This window comes from Catenuloplanes japonicus, assembly GCF_000717135.1.
GTDB lineage: Bacteria > Actinomycetota > Actinomycetes > Mycobacteriales > Micromonosporaceae > Catenuloplanes > Catenuloplanes japonicus.
On sequence record NZ_JNXY01000026.1, the window covers coordinates 203,261 to 221,782 of the forward strand.

Here is an 18,522-nt window from a genome sequence, read left to right on the forward strand (position 1 = left end):
ACGACCGCCTCCGGCCGTGGCACCCGGGCGCTGCGCGTGCGACCGGCGGAAGCGGCATCGCCGCCTACAGCCGGTCCGCCTCCTGCGGCAGGACCACCGTCGATGTCGGGATTGCCGGATACGGCCGGTCCGCCGCTTACCGCGGGAGCACCGCGCGCAGCAGGGCTGCCGCCTGCGGCTGGTCCACGGGCTGTGGCAGGACCACCGTCGATGTCGGGATTGCCGGATACGGCCGGTCCGTCACCTACAGCAGGGGCACCGCGCGCGGCAGCGCTGCCACCTGCGGACGGTCTGCCGCGCAGGGCCGGGCTGCCGCCCGAGGCCGGGCTGCCGCCCGAGGCCGGGCTGCCGCCCGAGGCCGGGCTGCCGCCCGAGGCCGGGCTGCCGCCCGAAGCCGGGGTGCCACCCGCGTCGGCCCGTGACACCGCCGCCGTGCCGTCTCCCGCGTCGTCGTCGGCGGAGCCGGCCGCCTCCCCGGTCGTACCCGCGGAATGGTCTGTGGTCATGTCGTCACCAGCGCGGGCAGTTCGGTCAGGTGCCCGTCCTCGATCCGGATGATGCGGCCGGCCTCGCCGAGCAGCGCGGGACGGTGCGCGACCAGCAGCGCCGTGCGTCCCACGACCAGTCGTCGGCTGGCGTCGAGCACCGCGGCCTCGGACGCGCCGTCCAGCCGTGCGGTCGGCTCGTCCAGGAGCAGCAACGGCGCGTCCGCGCGGAGGAACGCGCGCGCCAGCGCGACCCGCTGCCGCTGCCCGCTGGAGAGGCCGTGCCCGCGCTCGCCGAGCCGGGTCCGCAGACCCTCCGGGAGCCCGGCGACCACGTCGTCCAGCAGCGCCGCGCGCGCGGCCGCGGTGACGTCCGCGTCGGAGGCCGCGGACGCGCCGAGCCGGATGTTGTCGGCCATGGTGGCCGCGAACAGGTGCGCCTGCTGCGGCACCCAGGCCAGGCGGCGGCGCCACTGCTCCGGGTCGAGCGTGGCCAGGTCCGTGCCGTCGACGAGGATCCGGCCGGAGGCAGGCGTGACGAAGCCGAGCAGCAGGCCGAGCAGCGTGCTCTTGCCGGCGCCGCTCGGGCCGACGATCGCGATCCGGTCACCGGCGGTGACGGTCAGCGAGACGTTCCGGAGCGCGACCACGCGGTCGTACTCGACGGTGACGTTCTCGAAGCGGATCTCGGTGAAGGCCGCGGGCGCCGGGACCGTGCCGATCGCGGCCGACGCGGGCGGGCCGGAGAGCGTGAACGCGGCGTCGAGCGCGGTCAGGCCCTCCATGCTGGCGTGGAAGCGCGCGCCCGCGGCCCGGAGCGGGAGGTAGGCCTCCGGGGCGAGCAGCAGCAACAGCAGCGCGACGTGCAGCGTGAGTGCGCCGTCCAGCACCCGGAGCCCGACCGGCACCGCGACCAGCGCGACGGAGAGCGTGGAGACCAGTTCCAGCGCGAGCGCGGACAGGAACGCGATGCGCAGCGTCTTCATGGTCGCGGCCCGGTGCCCGTCGGCCATCCGCCGGACCACCTCGACCTGGGCCCGCGCGCGGCCGAAGACGCGCAGCGTGGGCAGGCCGGCGACCATGTCGAGGAAGTGGCCGCCGAGCATGGAGAGCCGGCGCCACTGCCGTTCGGTGGCGGCCTGGGCCTGCCAGCCGAGCAGCGCGCCGAAGACCGGGATCAGCGGGAGCGTCGCGGCGATCGTGATCGCGGAGATCAGGTCCGTGAGGACGAGCCGGGACAGCACCGCGATCGGCACGGTCACGCCCATGATCAGCTGCGGGAGGTATCCGGTGAAGTAGTTGTCCAGCGCGTCCAGCCCACGGCCGGCCAGCGTGGCGATCTCGCCGGCCTTCTGGCCGCCGAGCCAGCCGGGGCCGCGCGCGCCGACCGCGCCGAGCAGCTCCGCGCGGAGCGCGGCCTTGACGGTCGCGGCACTGCGGGCCGCCACCACGCCCTGCGCCCAGGTCAGGGCGGAGCGCAGCACGACGGTCACGACGAACGCGGCGAGCGCGGTGGTGTCCAGCCGCCCCTGCCAGGCGGCGGTCAGCGCGGCCGCGAGCGCGGTCGCCTGCGAGATGATCAGCACTCCGGCCGCCACCCCGAAGATGCCCAGCAGGGCGAGGTGGCGCCGGGTCGCGGGCACTCGCCTCAGCAGGCGGGGATCGAACGGGCGCATCGCGGTAAGTCAACCAGAGTCGGCCGAACTCCGGCGAGTGACCTTCGACCCGACATGTCCGGGAACTATTCCGGTGCCGACCGTCAGGCGAGGAACAGCGAGATCGGCAGCGCGACCAGCAGTGTCGCCGCCGCCAGCGCCACCGCGCCGCGGAACCTGGCCGGCCGGCCGTGCACCAGCAGCCGGTGCACGCGCGCCTCCACGTCCCGGTCGGCCGCGCCCAGCGCGCCGGACGGCGTCAGCCGCGACCCGGCCGTGGCGAACCGGAGCAGCGCGGACGCCAGCGGCCCCTCCGCGTGCTTGTCCAGCGCCCTGTCGTCCGCGCGCATCTCCACCAGCAGCGCCACCATCGCGGCCGCGGCCCGCAGCCAGCCGGCCCAGGGCAGCGCCCGGCACAGCGCGGTGAACGGCAGCAGCACCAGGTCGTGCCGCTCGTCCGCGTGCGCGCGTTCGTGCTCCAGCACCGCGGCCAGCTGCGCGCGATCCAGCAGGCTCAGCGTCCCGGCGCTGACCACCACGCGCGGGTGCAGGCCGGGCAGGCAGTAGGCGGCCGCGCTCGGGTGGTCGAGCACCAGCGCGCCGGGCGCGGCCGGATCGTCGCGCGCCACCAGCGAGAGCAGGTCCCGGTGCCGCCGCTGCGCGCGCACGGCCCGGACCAGCGAGTTGATCGTGGTGCCGGCCAGCGTGCAGGCGATGCCCAGGCTCACCGCGATCGCGGCCAGGTGCCCGACGCCGAGCCCGGCCGGGAGCCGCCCGCCGGCCAGGTCCGCGGCCAATAACCGCAGCGCGGTCCCGGGCGCGGCGTCATAAGGATCAAGACCGAGCGCCAGGGGTACGCCGATCGCGCTCAGCCCGAAGCCCAGCCCGATGAACTGCCAGCTGATGATCGCGACCCGCGGGATCCGCCAGGTCCACCGGGCCCGCGCCAGCACCCGCGCGGCCAGATAGGCGAGCAGCGCCCCGCCGGCGAAGTGCAGCGCGTGGATCATTGTTGTCCGCCTCCGGCCTCGTCCGACAGGGCACTGCGCAGCACCTCGGCCTCGGTCCCGCTCACCGACCGGGCGAACCGGACCAGCGCCGCGTCCCGGCTGCCCGCCAGGTCCAGCGCGTCCAGCATGAGCTGCGCGATGTAGGCCTCGCGCGCGGCCGCGGCCCGGTAGCTCCAGGCCCGGCCCGCGCGCTCGCGCTCCACCATGCCCTTGCCCGCCAGCCGGTCCAGCACGGTCATCACGGTCGTGTAGGCCAGCCCACGGTCCGACAGCGCATCCGCCACGTCGCGCACCGTGAGACCCCCGCCGGTCGTCCCGTCCCACAGGACGTCCATCACCGCACGCTCAAGGTCACCCAGCCGTATCACGCCGCAATCCTACCGCCCGTAGTACACGAGGCGGCTAGCGTGGCCCGTCCAGTTCGAGCCGCTCAAGCGTGGTCTTCTCGCGTTCGAGATAGGTGGCCTTACCGGACTCTGCCCGCACCAGGTCGTAGATGGTCACCAAAGCGCCGAGTTGTTCACCGTCGATAGGTTCGACGAGCCAGTAGGTTGCGATGCTCTGTTCGGCGTACCAGCGCAGATCGTGGTCTTTGCTGTCGGACGACGGGGACCAGATCTCCACGGCGAGCGCGATGACGGTCGGGCTGTGCCAGGCCTCGTTGAGATCTTTCGGCACTTCCTTGAAGACCGCGACATCCGCCACGCGGGCGTCGCGAGGCGTGCGACGAACGCCGACCTCCGTTTCGGCGAAGTAACCCGCCTTCTCCAGAAGATTTGCGATCCGTCGAGCCATCCGTTGGTACCAGAGGCGGGCCGGCGACATGATGACAAGCCTCCCGTCGTGAACCTCGTAACGCAGCCCAGAAGGAAGACCCTCAAGATCGTCGACGGTGAATCCGTCCTCGACGACGTCAGGCAGATGCAGCGTAGTCATCAGGAGCCTCCGTTCGCTGCCCCAAGGGTACGGGTCATACCCCCTTCGGGTGCCAGACGGTCTTCGTCTCCAGGAAAGCGGTGAGGCGGGTGAGACCGGGGTCGGCGTGCCAGTCGGCGGGGGCGGGGCGGAGGACGCGCTTGAGCGTGCCGGCGGCGGCGATCTCCAGGTCGCGGGCCAGGTCCGTGGCGGCGCCGGCCAGGTCGAGCGCGTTGACGTCGGCGTGCGAGGCGAGCCAGGGGGCGGTCTCGGCGGGACGGCCGGTGAGCAGGTTGACCACGCCACCGGGTACGTCCGAGGTGGCCAGCGCCTCGGCGAACGTGACCGCCACCAGCGGGTGGGCCTCGGCGGCCAGGACCACGACCGTGTTGCCGGTGACGATCGCGGGCGCGACCACGGAGACCAGGCCGAGCAGCGCGGAGTCGGCGGGCGCGAGCACGCCCACCACGCCGGTCGGTTCCGGGGAGGAGATGTTGAGGTACGGGCCGGCCACCGGGTTCGCGCCGCCGAGCACCTGGGCGATCTTGTCGCTCCAGCCGGCGTACCAGACCAGGCGGTCGATCGCGGCGTCCACCTCGTCGGACGGCACGCCCAGCGACTTGAACTCCTTGCGGCGCGCCTCGGCCATCTCGGCGATCCGGTAGACGACCTGCCCGCGGTTGTACGCGGTCGCGCCGGACCAGCCGGGGAACGCCTTCCGCGCGGCGACGACCGCGTCCCGGAGATCCTTGCGGGAGGCCAGCGCCACGTTGTTGTCGTTCACGACGTAGGTCCGCCCTGACTCGCTGCGCGGGAACGCCCCGCCGATGAAGAGCTTGTAGGTCTTGCGGACTGCCAGACGGCTAGAGCCGGAACGTGAGGCCCGGTTTTGGCCTCGCGTTGCGGCGTCCGGGTTTTGGCCGGTCAGCTCAGAACGTGAGGCCCGGTTTTGGCCTCGTGTTGCGGCGTCCGGGTTTTGGCCGGTCAGCTCAGACATCTAGGTACGCCTCCAGGCCGTGGCGGCCGCCCTCGCGGCCGTATCCGGACTCCTTGTAACCGCCGAACGGCGAGGTGGGGTCGAACTTGTTGAACGTGTTGGCCCAGACCACGCCGGCCCGGAGCTTGTCCGCGACCGCCAGGATCCGCGAGCCCTTCTCGGTCCAGATCCCGGCCGACAGCCCGTACGGCGTGTTGTTGGCCTTCTCGATCGCCTCGGCCGGCGTGCGGAACGTCAGCACGGACAGCACCGGCCCGAAGATCTCCTCCTGCGCGATCCGGTGCGACTGGGACACGCCGGTGAACAGCGTCGGACGGAACCAGTAGCCCTGGGACGGCAGCTCACAGTCCGGCTCCCACCGCTCGGCGCCTTCCTCGGCGCCCGCGGCGGACAGCTCCGTGATGCGTGCCAGCTGCGCGGCCGAGTTGATCGCGCCGACGTCCGTGTTCTTGTCCAGCGGGTCGCCGACGCGCAGCTGGGACATGCGCCGCTTCAGCGCGTCGATCAGCTCGTCCGCGATCGGCTCCTGCACCAGCAGCCGGGACCCGGCGCAGCACACGTGCCCCTGGTTGAAGAAGATCCCGTTCACGATGCCCTCGACCGCCTGCGAGATCGGCGCGTCGTCGAACACGATGTTCGCCGCCTTGCCGCCCAGCTCCAGCGTGAGCTTCTTCGACGTGCCGGCCACCGCGCGGGCGATCTCCCGGCCGACCCCGGTCGAACCGGTGAACGCGACCTTGTTCACGTCCGGGTGCGACACCAGGTAGCGGCCGGTCGCGCCGGCGCCGGTGACGATGTTGACCACGCCGGCGGGCAGCTCGGCCTGCCGGCAGATCTCCGCGAACAGCAGCGCGGTCAGCGGCGTGGTCTCGGCCGGCTTGAGCACGACCGTGTTGCCCGCGGCCAGCGCGGGCGCGATCTTCCAGGCCAGCATGAGCAGCGGGAAGTTCCACGGGATGACCTGCGCGGCCACACCCAGCGCGCGCGGCGCCGGACCGAACCCGGCATGCCCGAGCTTGTCCGCCCATCCGGCGTAATAGAAGAAATGTGCCGCGACCAGGGGTACGTCGACGTCGCGCGACTCCTTGATCGGCTTGCCGTTGTCCAGCGTCTCCAGCACCGCGAGCTCGCGCGCCCGCTCCTGGATCAGCCGGGCGATGCGGAACAGGTACTTCGCCCGCTCCGCGCCCGGCATCGGGCCCCAGACGTTCGCGAACGCGGCGCGGGCGGCCGCGACCGCGCGGTCCACGTCCGCCTCGCCGGCCTCGGCGACCTCGGACAGGATCTCCTCGGTCGCCGGGTTCACCGTCTTGATCACCCCGCCGTCGCGAGGGGAGGTGAAGTCGCCGTCGATGAACAGCCCGTAGGAAGGCTTGATCTCGACGACCGACCGGGATTCGGGCGCGGGCGCGTACTCGAAGGCTGCCATTGGCTTCAGTCCAGGGTGACGTAGTCGGGGCCGGCGTAGTGGCCGGTGGCGAGCTTGCTGCGTTGCATCAGCAGGTCGTTGAGCAGGGTGGACGCGCCGAAGCGGAACCAGTCCGGGTCCAGCCAGCCCTCGCCGGCCGTCTCGTTGACCAGCACCAGGTACTTGACCGCGTCCTTGGTGGTGCGGATGCCGCCGGCCGGCTTCACGCCCACCTTGCGGCCGGTCTGCGCCAGGAAGTCGCGGACCGCCTCCAGCATGATCATCGTGACCGGGGGCGTGGCCGCGACCGGGACCTTGCCGGTGGAGGTCTTGATGAAGTCGCCGCCGGCCAGCATGGCCAGCCAGGACGCGCGGCGCACGTTGTCGTACGTGGCCAGCTCGCCGGTCTCCAGGATCACCTTCAGGTGCGCGTCGCCGCACGCCTCCTTGACCGCGACGATCTCCTCGAAGACCTCGGTGTAGCGGCCGGAGAGGAACGCGCCCCGGTTGATCACCATGTCGATCTCGTCCGCGCCGGCCGCGACCGCGGCCCGGGTGTCGTCCAGCCGCACGCTCAGCGGGGCCTGGCCGGACGGGAACGCGGTGGCCACGCTGGCCAGGTGCACGCCGGAGCCCCGGAGCGCCTCGTGCGCGGTGGCGACCATCGACGGGTAGACGCAGATGGCGGCCACGCGCGGCGCGCCGTGACCCGGGTTCAGCGCCTTCTGGCACAGATTGCGCACTTTGCCGGGAGTGTCCGCGCCTTCCAGCGTGGTGAGGTCCACCATTCGGATGGAAAGATCAATCGCCCACGCCTTGGCGGAGGTCTTGATCGAACGGGTCCCGAGCGCCGCCGCGCGCTGCTCCGCGCCGACCTTGTCGACCCCCGGGAGACCGTGCAGGAACGCACGCAGGCTGGCCTCCGAGCGTGCCACGTCCGCCAGCGCAGCCAGTGAAACCGTCATGACCCGGAGTCTACGCACGTCTCACGTTTCATGATCAAACACGACCGGATCGGCAAGTTTCATCGTTCTGAGAGGTAATTGACACTTGACGTTGACCGGCGGCTCCGATTGTCTCTCGCTGTGCGAGTAGTGCACTTCTCCGACACGTACCTGCCCCGCCGCGACGGCGTGATCACGTCCATCAGGACGCTCACCTCCGCGCTCGCCGAGCAGGGCCACCCCGGCATGACCATCGTGCCCCGGCACCCCGACCAGACGGCCGAGGACGGTCTGCTGACGCTGCGGGCGCTGCCGTGCGGTGTCGCCAACCTCCGCCTCTCACCGTGGCTGCTGCGGGAGACCGGCGCCAGCGGCGTGCTGGACGAGATCGCGGCGTTCGAGCCGGACATCGTCCACGTGCACACGCCCGGCCCGGTCGGCCTGCTCGGCGTGGTCGCGGCCCGCAAGCTCGGGCTGCCGGTCGTGCACACCTACCACACCGACCTGCACGCGTACGCGGACGCGTACCGGGTCCCGGTCTCCGCGCTCAACGCGCTGACCAGGCTCTACGCGCGCCGGCTCGGCGTGCCCGTGCCGTGGTCGCACACCATCCAGGTCACCGGCCCGCGCGCGGTGCGCTACGCCCGCCGGGCTGCCGCACGCACCCGCATCGTGGCAGGCAGGGCAGCCAGCGGCGCCGCGAGCGTGGCGGGACGGGCCGCCAGCGTGGCCCGCCGCGCGGCCGGGCGGCGTCCCGCGCCGGTCGGCACGTTCGGGTCGTTCACCGAGGAGCGCGCGGTCAGCCTCCGGCACACGGCCGTGGACGGCTACAACCGGCTGCTGCTCGGCGACGCGGACGCGGTCATCGTGCCCACCCGCGCCGCGCTGAACCGGATCACGCTGCCCGTCCCGGACGAGCGGATCTTCCTGGTCCCGACCGGGGTGGCCGCACGGCCCACCACCGACGACGCGGTCGCCGCGTTCAAGGCCGAGCACGGCATCGCCGACGCCGACCGGGTGCTGCTCTTCGTCGGCCGGGTCAACCGGGAGAAGGGCGTCGACCTGCTGATCGAGTCGTTCCGCACGATCGTGGCCCGCAACCCCGAGGCCCGGCTGGTGCTGGTCGGCGCGATCTTCGACCGCCGCTGGCTGACGTCGCTGCTGGAGGACGTGGGCCCGGCCGCGGCCGCGCGGATCACCGTCGTCGGCGAGCAGCCGTCGCACGTGGTCGCGGCCGCGTACGGTGCCGCCGAGATCTTCGTCTTCCCGTCGCTGTCCGACACGCAGGCGCTGGTGCTGCAGGAGGCCGCGCTGGCCAGGGTGCCCGCGGTCATGTGCGACGAGGTGCTGCACGCGCAGGGCCCGCTCGGCGGTGCCGCGAAGCTCGCCTCGCCGGACGCGGGCGGTTTCGCGGACGCGGTCGTCTCGCTGCTCGACGCGCCGGAGGTCGCGCGGAGCATCGGCGAGGCCGCGGCGGAGAAGGCGGCCCGGCACACGCCGGCGGCCTACGCGGAGACGATGTGTGAGGTCTACTCGTTCGCCGGCGCCGCTGCCGGTAGGTTGAACGACCGTGGACGTACTCGTCGTTGATCATCCCCTTGCCCAGTCCCGGCTGACCGCGATGCGCGACGCGCGCACCGACTCGGCCACGTTCCGCGCGGCCCTCACCGAGCTCACCACCATGCTCGTGTACGAGGCCGCGCGCACCTTCGACGTCGAGAATTTCCCGGTGGAGACGCCGGTGGCGCCGACCTCGGGCACCCGGCTCGCCAAGCCGCCGCTGATCGTCCCGGTGCTGCGCGCCGGGCTCGGCATGGCGGACTCGGCACTGGCGCTGCTCCCGGAGTCGTCGATGGGCTTCGTGGGGCTGGCGCGGGACGAGAAGACGTTCGCGCCGCGGGCGTACATGGAGTCGCTCCCGGTCGACCTCACCGGCCACCCGGTGCTGGTCCTCGACCCGATGCTGGCCACCGGCGGCTCGCTGGAGCACTGCTGCCGCCTGCTGACCGACCGCGGCTGCACCGAGATCGTGGTCATCTGCGTGCTGGCCGCGCCGCCCGGCATCGAGCGCCTGCGCACCTCGGGCCTGCCGTTGCGCCTGGTCACGGCCTCGATCGACGACCGGCTCAACGAGCACATGTTCATCGTGCCCGGCCTCGGCGACGCCGGCGACCGTCAGTTCGGCGGCATGCCCCGCTTCTGAGCCGCCCCGTCCGGCGGTGCCCGTGCGGCCCGCCGGACGCCGGTCTCGCCTCCGACGTCGGCGTGATAGCGATCGTCCACCATAGGGTGATATTTCAGGCACAGAGGGCCCGTACCCGACCCGTCACGTCATCCGGACCGCTATTTCCCGAAATTTCGGGCGCAGCGCGTCCGGACCGGGAACTCGACAGGGCCGCGGCGCAACTCCCGGACCGGGCTCCGGCGCCGGAAGCTCGACCGGGCCGCTGACCGCCCGCACCGGCCCGGCGAGCAGACGGGCCCGGAGCGGATCGTGGGGCGCCCCGGGCGTACCGTGGCGGGCTTTTGATCTTGGGGTTTCAGGCGGTCGTGGAGTAGTCCCAGGAGAGGGCGCGGCCCGCGGAGAACGGCATGATGCCGTGGAAGACCTGGGGTTTCTCGGCGAAGACCAGCGGCAGGAAGTGCCGGTCGCTCTCCCGCATGGGCACGGCGCCGGCCAGCACGTCCGCGACCGGCGTCCAGACCAGCGTGCCCTCGGGGTTGGAGGTCAGCGGCGTGCCGGACCAGGCGGTGATCCGGAAGACGAAACCGAACCAGTTCTCCCCGTTGCGGCCGAAGCCGGGCCAGGAGATCGTGCCGGCCAGGTCCAGGCTGTCACAGGTGATCGCGGCCTCCTCGCGGATCTCGCGTCGCATTCCGGACACCACGTCCTCGTCCGGTTCGAGCTTGCCGCCGAGGCCGTTGTAGTAGCCGAAATGCACGTCGTCCGGGCGCGCATCGCGTCTGATCATGAGGATTTCACGCTGGTCGGGCGAGAAGACGTAGCCGAGCGTGGCGATGATGGCGTGCACCGTGCTCACCCTATCCAGCCACTACCGTCGCCTTGGGGGCGGCCACTATGGTCATGGCCATGGCTCCCATTACGTTGCCCGAGGAATTGCTGGTCCTGGCGTACGACGACGAGTCGGGGCGCGCGGTCGGGTCCCGGATCGCGCTCGACCTCGGCATGGCCGCGGCGATCCTGGTGGAGCTGGCGCTGGTGGGCCGCCTGACGATGTCGGCCGACATGCTCGTGGTGAAGGACAACACCCCGGTCGGTGACCCGATCCTGGACGCGGTGCTCGCGAAGATCGACTCGGACACGCCGCACGCGGCCGCGTCCTGGCTGCAGCGCCTGCGCCACGGCCTGCGCGACAAGGTCCTGGCCGACCTGGTCGAGCGCGGCGTGGTCCGCGACGTGGACGAGACCGCGATGGGCGGCGTGATCCACCTGCACCGCTACCCGACCGCCGACCGCAGCCACGAGGCCGCGATCCGCGCGCGCCTGGCCGACGCGCTCACCGGCCAGTCCGTGCCGGACGAGCGCACCGCCGCGCTGGCCACGCTGCTCGCCGCCGCCCGGATGGAGCCGACGCTGCACCTGGACAGCGATGCGCTGGAGCAGGCCCACAAGCGGCTTGAGGAGATCTCGGCCGGTGCCGGCTTCGGCGGCGGCATCAGCATGGAGGAATCCACGATCCGCCCCAGCATCTCGCTGGTCATCGCCGCCCTCGGCCGCGCCATCAGCCAGGCCCTCGGCGCCCGCGCCTGAAGATCAAAATCAGCCCCAGAGGGTACGGATCGGGGCTCGTCTGCCCGCTCCGTGCCCGTCCTCACCGGGCACTCGGGTGATGGGCGTTCTCTTGACGTGGAGCCTCCGGCATCGGGGGCCCGGTCCGGCGGCATCGGGGGCCCGGTCCGGCGGCGTCGGAGGTCCGGTCCGGCGGCGATCAGCGGGCACTCCGTGCCCGAAATTTCGGTAAATAGCGGCCTCGCGGCTGGCGCGGCAGGCCGAGGTTCGTTTGCCGGCGGTGCCTGGGCCTCGCCGCCCGGTTGCCGGTCGCCCACGCAGAGCGAAGCGGTGGGCGGGGCCGGCGGGGCATGGGCGGTTTGTCCAGGTAAGCAGAGCAAAGCCTGACGCGAGGACTGCCGCCCGGGGTCGCGAGCGGATCATCGTGCCGGGCGTGCGGCAACGGCCGCCAGCAGCGCGTCCGCGGCCCGGACCCGGCCCTCGCCGTCGACCTCGGCCCAGCCCCGGGCGGCCAGTGCGTGCCGCCGCTCCGGGGAGGTCAGCGCCTCGTGCAGCGTCGCGATCGCGGGCGGCGACGGCAGGTCGGCGACCCGGCCCAGGCCGAAGCCGAGCCCGGCCGCCAGCATCGCGTCGTAGCCGAGCCGCTGGTTGTCCGCGACCATGATCAGGGCGGGGCAGACGCCCAGGCAGAGCAGCTCCCAGGTGGACGTGCCGGCCGCGCACAGCACCAGGTCGGCGCCGTCGAGCAGCGCGGGCAGCTCCGGCGTGTTCGGCACGAAGCGGAACGTCTGGCCGGGCGCGGGCGCGACCGTCGACGTGGACGGCGTGACCACGGTGGCGTGCAGCGGGACGCCGGTCGCGGCCAGCATGCCGGCCAGCACCGGCGCGGCCCCGGCCGGATCGGTGCCGCCGAAGAAGCAGACCACGGACGGCGGCCCACCGGCGTGCGGCGGCCGGGGCGTGGCGGGGCGGCGGGACCGGACCGAGTCGCGGAGCAGCACGTACGGCAGCCCGGCCAGCCGGGAAGCGCTGGGCGGCAGGGGGGCCGGGGTCAGCTCGGCGCCCAGGTTCTGGTCCAGGTAGAGGTCTGCGGCCTGCCCGCGCGCGTCGCCGTCGACGATCGCCAGCACCACGATGCCCTCCTCGCGCAGCGCGGCCGCGCAGCCGGGGTTCGTGACGTAGGAGTCGATCACCACGGCGTCCAGGCCGAGCCGCCGGGCGGTCATCGCCAGCGCGCCGGGTGCGGCGGGTGCGGCGATCACCGGCAGCCCGAGCCGGTCGATCTCGGCGGCGGTCCACGGCACCGTGCCCACGTCGCCGAGCAGCGCCACCTGGATACCGCGCCCGAGCAGCTCCTCCGCCAGTGCCAGGCAGCGGACCAGGTGCCCGACGCCCATCGCGGCGCCGGCGTCGCACCGCAGGCCGACCGCGACGGTCACCGGTCGGCCAGCGCCTTCTGCCGGACCGTGCCGTTGAGCGCGCGCACGTCCGGGTTCGCGTCGAGCCAGGCGGACAGCTCGGCGACCGGCACGATCCGGTCGCCGAAGTGCGCGACCACGGCCTCGATCAGCCGCCAGTCCTCGATCGTGTCGAGCGTGACGCGCAGGCCGGAGCGGTCCGGGGGAAGTGCGATGCCGGTGACGTTGAAGTCCTCCGGATGGGTGTAGACGTACGACGTGACGTGCGTGCGGTGAAAGCCGGTCGCCAGCCGGTCCGCGCGGCGCAGCGCGTCCACCGAGACGATCTCCACGTCCGTGCCGAGCGGCAGCACCCGGTGCAGCGACGTGCTCAGGTAGTCGAGGCCGGGCGAGGCCGCGAAGTGCCGCACCGCGGTGCGGATCACGGCGGGGTCGAGCAGCGGGCAGTCCGCGTTGAACCGCATCACGGCGCCGATGTCGCCCTGCAGCGGCACCGCGCCCACGAACCGGGTCAGCACGTCCTCCGCGGGGCCACGGAACACACGTACCCCCAGGTGATCGCACTCGGCGGCGACGGCGGCGTCCTCGGGGCGGTCGCTGGTGGCCACGACCAGGTCGTCCAGGCAGTCGGCTGCTCGGGCGGCGCGGATCACCCAGCCGAGGACGCTGCGGTCGCCGAGCGGGCGCAGCACCTTGCCGGGCAGCCGTTCGGAGCCCATCCGCGCCTGGACGATTCCCACGATCCGCATCCGTGCCGCTCCCGCTCTCGTTGTCCGGAAAGGGCCGATCGGCCCGCACGTCAAACGAGCAGGAGGGGCGGGGGTGACCGCGTGTCGATCGACACCCTGGGCGTCTTCCGGCTGACGCAGCCGGCCAAGGAGGAGCGACTGCTGCCGGAGGTCGCCGCGCGGCTGACGGCGCATCGGGCGGGCTGCCCGCCGTACCGCAGGATCCTGGACGCGACCGGGCACGGGCCGGACCGGGATTACCGCAGCCTGGACGCGCTGCCCTGGCTGCCGGTGCGGATGTTCAAGACGCACGCGCTGAAGAGCATCCCGGACGAGGCCGTGTTCAAGACGCTGACCAGCAGCGGCACCACCGGCGAGCCGAGCCGGATCTTCCTGGACCAGCACGCGGCCGCCGCGCAGAGCCGGATGCTGTCGCGCACCATGCAGACCGTGCTCGGCCCGCACCGGCTGCCGATGCTGCTGGTCGACACGAGGGCGATCCTGGCCGACCGGCGCACGTTCAGCGCGCGGGGTGCGGGCGTGCTCGGCATGATGGGCTTCGGCCGGGACCACGCGTGGGCGCTGGACGCGGACGGCGTCCCGGACCACACCACTATTGAGGCATTTATCCGGAAAAATGGTGGTCAACCGTTTTTGATCTTCGGGTTCACGTTCATGGTGTGGCAGCACCTCTACGAGCTTGCCCGCGATCATGGCTGGGACCTGGGCAACGGCATTCTGGTCCACTCCGGCGGCTGGAAGAAGCTGCAGGACCTCGCGGTCTCACCGGCCGAGTTCCGCGAGCGTTTCACCCGGGACACCGGCCTGACCAGGATCCACAATTTCTACGGCATGGTCGAGCAGATCGGCACGGTCTTCCTGGAGGGGCCGGACGGTGGCGGTCTCTACTGCCCGGACTTCGCCGACGTGATCATCCGGGACCCGCGGACCTGGGCCGTGCTGCCGCCGGGCGAGCCGGGCCTGATCGAGCTGATCAGCACGCTGCCCACCTCCTACCCGGGGAACGTCCTGCTCACCGAGGATCTGGGCGTGATCCACGGCGTGGACGACGGCGCCTGGCCGGGTAAACGGTTCGAGGTGATCGGCCGGCTGCCGCGCGCGGAGGCCCGGGGCTGCAGCGACGTCTACGCCGTGCCGGCGCAGGGGAGGGCCGCGCGATGACCGTCCGTTTCCCGGCCGGGGCCATCGGCCTGCTGCCCTCGGCCGACGCGCTGACCGTGGGTGATCCGCGCGTGGTCCGCTTCCTCGGCGCGCTCTCCGCGCGGCTGCTCGCGCCGTCCGTGGCGCGCGCCCACCCGGAGCTGGGGTCGCTCGGCTTCTTCCTGCGCCGCGCCGAGCTTGCCCGCACCGCCGAAACCCTGCGGAAAACAGACCAGCACACGGTACGCCGTCCGCGCGGCCTGATCTTCCACGTGCCACCGGCCAATGTGGACACCGTGTTCGTCTACTCCTGGGCGCTCAGCGCGCTGGCCGGCAACCGCAACGTGGTGCGCCTGTCCCGCCGGTCCGCCGGTGCGGCCGACGCGGTGCTGGCCGCGCTGAACGACGCGCTCGCGGACGCGGACCCGGTGATCGCCCGCACCCAGCGGATGGTCGCCTACGGCCGGGACGACGCGGTCACCGCGGAGCTCTCCGCCGCCTGCGACCTGCGCGTGCTCTGGGGCGGCGACGCCAGCGTGACCGAGCTGCGGCGTTTCCCGCTGAGCCCGCTCGCCCGCGACCTGACGTTCCCGGACCGGTCGTCGTTCGCCGCGCTCTCCGCGACCGGCTGGCTGGCCGCCGGCGACGACGCCCGGCGCACGGCCGCGGACGGCTACGCGAACGACGTCTACTGGTTCGACCAGGCGGCCTGCTCGTCGCCGCGCGCGCTCTACGTGACCGGCACGCCGGCGGACGTGAAGAAGGCGCTGGAGAGCTTCCGGCGCGAGCTGGCCGACGCCGTGGCCCGTCGTGGGTGGACGGTCGACGCCGCGATGGCCGTGGAGAAGCGGGTCCGCGCGTACGGCCTGGCCGCGGACGGCCGCGCGACCGGCGTGCGGTTCCCGAGCAACGAGCTGGCCTGGCTGCGGCTGGCCGACGCGGGCGAGCCGCCGCGCGGGTGGCTGGGCACGGGCGTGGTCGCGGTGGCCCGGCTGGACGCGCTGCGCGACCTCGCGCCGCTGATCACGCCGCGCGACCAGACGCTGAGCCACTTCGGCTTCGGTGCGGGTGAGCTGCGCGGCCTGGTGGAGGCGGTGCCCGGCCGCGGGCTGGACCGGATCGTGCCGTTCGGTCAGGCGCTCTCCTTCGCCCCGGTCTGGGACGGCCACGACCTGCTGGAGGAGTTCACCACCCGGACCACGATCCGCGGCTGAGGACCGTACCCCCGGCCGGTCTTGATCTTTCGAGAGACCGGCCGGGGCACGTATCAAATCACTTCGCCCGGCTCCGGGAAGTTGAGGTCGCGCTTGGCGCGGCGGGCGGCGGCGCGGCGCTTGCCGATCTTCTTGGAGAGCTTGCGGGTGTCGTTGCGGACCAGTTTGTAGCCGCTTCGCGCGACCATCAGGAAGCGGCCCGGCCACGACCTGCGGTACAGCTGGATCTCCCAGTCCATCTTGGACAGGTGCAGGTCGCGGGAGCGGATGATCTGCTCGGTCCAGGTCATCTGCGCCAGCAGGTGGCTCGCCTGGTAGCGCTGCCGCCAGAGCGCCTCGGCCAGCTCGCGGTAGCCGGGCACGTCGATCGTGGCCGCGCCCGGCGCGATCGCCAGCAGTTCCCGGCGGCGGGTGTCCCGGTCCGGCAGCGGCAGCCCGGTCAGGTCCAGCTCCAGCTCCAGCGCGGCGCGCAGCGAGTCCTCGCGCAACGGCCGGTCGATCATGCCGAGCAGCAGCCCGGCCAGGTCGGTCGCGCTGCTGGTCACCGGCCACGGGTGCGGCTGGCCGGAGGTGATCAGCCGCGCCGCGAACCGCCATGCGATCCGGGTCAGCACGGTGCCGGCCGCGACCGGCTGCTCCGGCGACCAGCGCGGCGGCGCCAGGCCCAGCTGGGTGCCGTCGTCCAGCAGCTCACCGGCGTCGGCCAGCGCCATCGGCCCGGTCACCAGTCCGTCCCGGGCGTGCCCGTCCAGCCAGGCGGCCAGCCGGCACAGTTCGGTGCGCAGGCCGGGCAGGTCCGCGGACGCGCACAGCCCGAACAGGCGCTCCTCCAGCACCACGCCCGTGGCGACGGGGAACGCGCCGTTCACCCGTCGCAAGCCGCCGCGCACGGCCGTCTCGTCCGCCGGGACCAGCGTGGTCGCGGTCGCGCCCCAGTCCGCGGGCGTCAGCGTGTACGCGTGCGGCCCGTCCGCGTCGCCGGCCAGCAGCGCGTGCGACGGCACCTCGCCGGACGCGCGCGACACCGTCACCCAGGCCGGGGCCAGCACCGCCTCCGCGCCCGCGCGCAGGGCCCGGCCGGCGATCCGGCGCGGGTCGCTGAGCACCGGCGAGTCCCGGTACGCGTCCGTGTACGCGCGCGCCAGCACCGCCTGCAACGGCCCGCGCAGCGGCGCGCCCACCTCGCCGAGCAGACCGGGCCCGACCAGCACGGACGGGTGCGCGGGCAGCGGGAACGCGGCGTAGCCGGCCGTGGCGTGCAACCCGAAGATGGCCAGCCGGGCGGTCAGCTCGGACAGCGACGCGGGCCGGTCCGCGGACGAGCCCGGCGGATACCAGGCGGAGTCCGCGCGTTCGCGCGCGCCCGGGTCCAGCTCGACCGCGGTGTGGATGCCGAGCGGGTTCTCGTGCCGCAGCACCAGCGTGCCGTCCGGCGTGACCGCCTTCGCGAGCGTGGCCAGCAGCTGGTCGTCGGTGAGCGGCGTGCCCTCGGCCGAGTTCAGCCGGTCCAGGCCGTCCAGGCAGACGACCAGGTCGTACCGGTGGGCCGGGCCGAGCCGGGACGCGCTGCCGCAGAGCACGCCGACCGCGGGGAACCGCAGCGCCAGCGCCTCCGCGTCGCGCAGCGAGCGGACCAGGCAGGTCACCTCCGCGCCGGAGTCCACCAGCGAGGTGATCATCTCGTCGTGGTGCGGGCCGGCGATCAGCGCGTGCGTGCCGGGCCCGGCGATCAGCGTGCGCACCAGGTGCCGGAGCGCGCCGCTGTACCCGGTCACCGCGTCGGACCAGGCGAACATCTCGTCGCCGATCCGGATCAGGTTCGTCAGCACGGCCGCGGCCGGGTTCACCTGGCCCGGGATCGGCGGCTCCGGCGCGGCGTGGGCCGGCTCGGGCAGCAGGGCGGCGGGACGGTCGGACATCAGGCGCACCTCTCCAGGGGCTCGGCCCAGCCGAGCGCGTTGCGCAACTCCATCGGCCGGGCCAGGTTGTCGGCGCCGAGTTCCCGGCGGGCGAGCGCCCGGCAGGTCTCCCGGTCGGTGGCGTAGCCGTAGACCTCGGGCCACTGGCGGCGCAGCCGGGGCTCGCCGCCGAACGTCAGGTCGCCGTCCTCCAGCACCATCGGGTCGCCGTAGACGGCCGCGTCGCAGCCGGCCAGCAGGCCGTACCAGATCGCGCTGCACAGCCGATTCGACACGACCCGGCGGTGCCGGCGCAGCTCCGCGAGCTGACGGCCGAGGAACTCACGGTCGTGGTCACGCCACCAGAACCCGCGGTAGCCGTGGCAGATCACCCGGAAGCCGGCCTTCTCGTAGAGCCGGCGGATGCCGCGGACGCGGTGCTCGTTCCAGTAGAGACAGACCGTGACCGGACCGTCCTCAACGGACCTCACCTCGTCGATCAGGCGCTGGTGGTCGCCCATGACCTGCTGTCCCTCCCACCCGTGGAACGGGTAGAAGATCGTGCCCTCCCGGGGCGCGCCCGCATCCGGCGTCATCTCGGTCAGGTACGCGAACGGGGCCCCGATCGCCAGCACGTTGCGGCGGCCCTGGGAGACCGACCGGCGGCGGGTCTCCTCGGACCAGACGAACATCGGGCTGCCGTCCACGAGCGGCACGCCCGGCGCCATCCCGTCCCCGATGTTCCAGCCGTGCTGCAGATATCCGAGCATCCGCGGCGGGTGCGCCGGATCGGTGAGGCCGCAGTACCGGGCGAGCACGTGCGCATGCCCGTAGTAGTAGTTCGCATGATGCATGGGGTGGCCCACAGCTCCCGGGGCTCGACGGCGACGTTTCCGCAGTGACCAACGCGCCGATTCCCGAACGGTGACTTCACCGTT

At 73.1% G+C, this 18,522-nt stretch carries 17 protein-coding genes; 5 read left to right on the top strand and 12 right to left on the bottom strand.

Annotation, left to right across the window (positions count from 1 at the left end; all coding sequences use genetic code 11):
• Positions 1–502: 502 nt before the first annotated feature.
• The 7 genes from cydD to deoC all read right to left on the bottom strand — a co-directional run bounded on the left by cydD (position 503) and on the right by deoC (position 7,435).
• Entirely contained in the window at positions 503–2,161 is a 1,659-nt protein-coding gene (gene cydD, locus OP04_RS32690) for a thiol reductant ABC exporter subunit CydD (protein WP_033343738.1), read from the bottom strand.
• An 83-nt stretch (positions 2,162–2,244) separates the two neighbouring features.
• A complete protein-coding gene (locus tag OP04_RS32695; protein ID WP_033343739.1) occupies positions 2,245–3,150 on the bottom strand; it encodes a M56 family metallopeptidase in 906 nt (301 codons plus the stop codon).
• Entirely contained in the window at positions 3,147–3,518 is a 372-nt protein-coding gene (locus tag OP04_RS32700; RefSeq protein WP_051799440.1) for a BlaI/MecI/CopY family transcriptional regulator, read from the bottom strand. The genes OP04_RS32695 and OP04_RS32700 overlap by 4 nt, the downstream gene beginning before the upstream one ends.
• 34 nt (positions 3,519–3,552) lie before the next feature.
• A complete protein-coding gene (locus tag OP04_RS32705; RefSeq protein ID WP_051799441.1) occupies positions 3,553–4,086 on the bottom strand; it encodes a Uma2 family endonuclease in 534 nt (177 codons plus the stop codon).
• 34 nt (positions 4,087–4,120) lie between these two features.
• The gene (locus OP04_RS32710) at positions 4,121–4,924 is read right to left on the bottom strand and encodes an aldehyde dehydrogenase family protein (RefSeq protein WP_033343813.1); all 804 of its coding nucleotides are present in this window, start codon (positions 4,922–4,924) and stop codon (positions 4,121–4,123) included.
• A 130-nt stretch (positions 4,925–5,054) separates the two neighbouring features.
• Positions 5,055–6,491: an aldehyde dehydrogenase family protein gene (locus OP04_RS32715; protein ID WP_033343740.1), complete on the bottom strand. Its 1,437-nt coding sequence runs from the start codon at positions 6,489–6,491 to the stop codon at positions 5,055–5,057.
• 5 nt (positions 6,492–6,496) lie between these two features.
• On the bottom strand, positions 6,497–7,435 hold the full coding sequence (gene deoC / locus OP04_RS32720; protein ID WP_033343741.1) for a deoxyribose-phosphate aldolase: 939 nt from the start codon (positions 7,433–7,435) through the stop codon (positions 6,497–6,499).
• Positions 7,436–7,555: 120 nt separating this feature from the next.
• Here deoC and OP04_RS32725 point away from each other — a divergent pair, with 120 nt between their 5' ends.
• Both OP04_RS32725 and upp read left to right on the top strand, forming a co-directional pair.
• Positions 7,556–9,004, top strand: coding sequence for a glycosyltransferase (locus OP04_RS32725; RefSeq protein WP_198154055.1), 1,449 nt, complete (start codon positions 7,556–7,558; stop codon positions 9,002–9,004).
• A complete protein-coding gene (upp, locus tag OP04_RS32730; protein ID WP_033343743.1) occupies positions 8,985–9,617 on the top strand; it encodes a uracil phosphoribosyltransferase in 633 nt (210 codons plus the stop codon). Before OP04_RS32725 ends, upp begins: the two co-directional genes overlap by 20 nt.
• Positions 9,618–9,954: 337 nt before the next feature.
• Here upp and OP04_RS32735 read toward each other — a convergent pair whose 3' ends face one another.
• Positions 9,955–10,446 (bottom strand): NUDIX hydrolase, encoded by a 492-nt coding sequence (locus OP04_RS32735; protein WP_085066955.1) that lies wholly within the window; start codon positions 10,444–10,446, stop codon positions 9,955–9,957.
• Positions 10,447–10,505: 59 nt separating this feature from the next.
• Here OP04_RS32735 and OP04_RS32740 point away from each other — a divergent pair, with 59 nt between their 5' ends.
• Complete coding sequence (locus OP04_RS32740) at positions 10,506–11,186, top strand: GOLPH3/VPS74 family protein (RefSeq protein ID WP_033343814.1); 681 nt, start codon at positions 10,506–10,508, stop codon at positions 11,184–11,186.
• Positions 11,187–11,584: 398 nt separating this feature from the next.
• Here the strand turns inward: OP04_RS32740 and OP04_RS32745 are convergent, their stop codons facing one another.
• The gene (locus OP04_RS32745) at positions 11,585–12,562 is read right to left on the bottom strand and encodes a PseG/SpsG family protein (protein ID WP_051799452.1); all 978 of its coding nucleotides are present in this window, start codon (positions 12,560–12,562) and stop codon (positions 11,585–11,587) included.
• Between the two features lie 38 nt (positions 12,563–12,600).
• On the bottom strand, positions 12,601–13,332 hold the full coding sequence (locus OP04_RS32750) for a cytidylyltransferase domain-containing protein (protein WP_033343746.1): 732 nt from the start codon (positions 13,330–13,332) through the stop codon (positions 12,601–12,603).
• Between the two features lie 96 nt (positions 13,333–13,428).
• On the opposite strand from OP04_RS32750, the gene OP04_RS32755 reads away from it, so the two are divergent.
• Both OP04_RS32755 and OP04_RS32760 read left to right on the top strand, forming a co-directional pair.
• Entirely contained in the window at positions 13,429–14,493 is a 1,065-nt protein-coding gene (locus tag OP04_RS32755) for a LuxE/PaaK family acyltransferase (RefSeq protein ID WP_033343815.1), read from the top strand.
• Positions 14,490–15,686, top strand: a complete 1,197-nt coding sequence (locus OP04_RS32760) for an acyl-CoA reductase (protein ID WP_033343747.1) — start codon at positions 14,490–14,492, stop codon at positions 15,684–15,686. Before OP04_RS32755 ends, OP04_RS32760 begins: the two co-directional genes overlap by 4 nt.
• Positions 15,687–15,739: 53 nt before the next feature.
• Here OP04_RS32760 and OP04_RS32765 read toward each other — a convergent pair whose 3' ends face one another.
• Both OP04_RS32765 and OP04_RS32770 read right to left on the bottom strand, forming a co-directional pair.
• A complete protein-coding gene (locus OP04_RS32765) occupies positions 15,740–17,605 on the bottom strand; it encodes a hypothetical protein (RefSeq protein WP_157240681.1) in 1,866 nt (621 codons plus the stop codon).
• Positions 17,605–18,438: a hypothetical protein gene (locus tag OP04_RS32770; RefSeq protein WP_033343749.1), complete on the bottom strand. Its 834-nt coding sequence runs from the start codon at positions 18,436–18,438 to the stop codon at positions 17,605–17,607. The genes OP04_RS32765 and OP04_RS32770 overlap by 1 nt, the downstream gene beginning before the upstream one ends.
• Positions 18,439–18,522 lie beyond the last annotated feature (84 nt).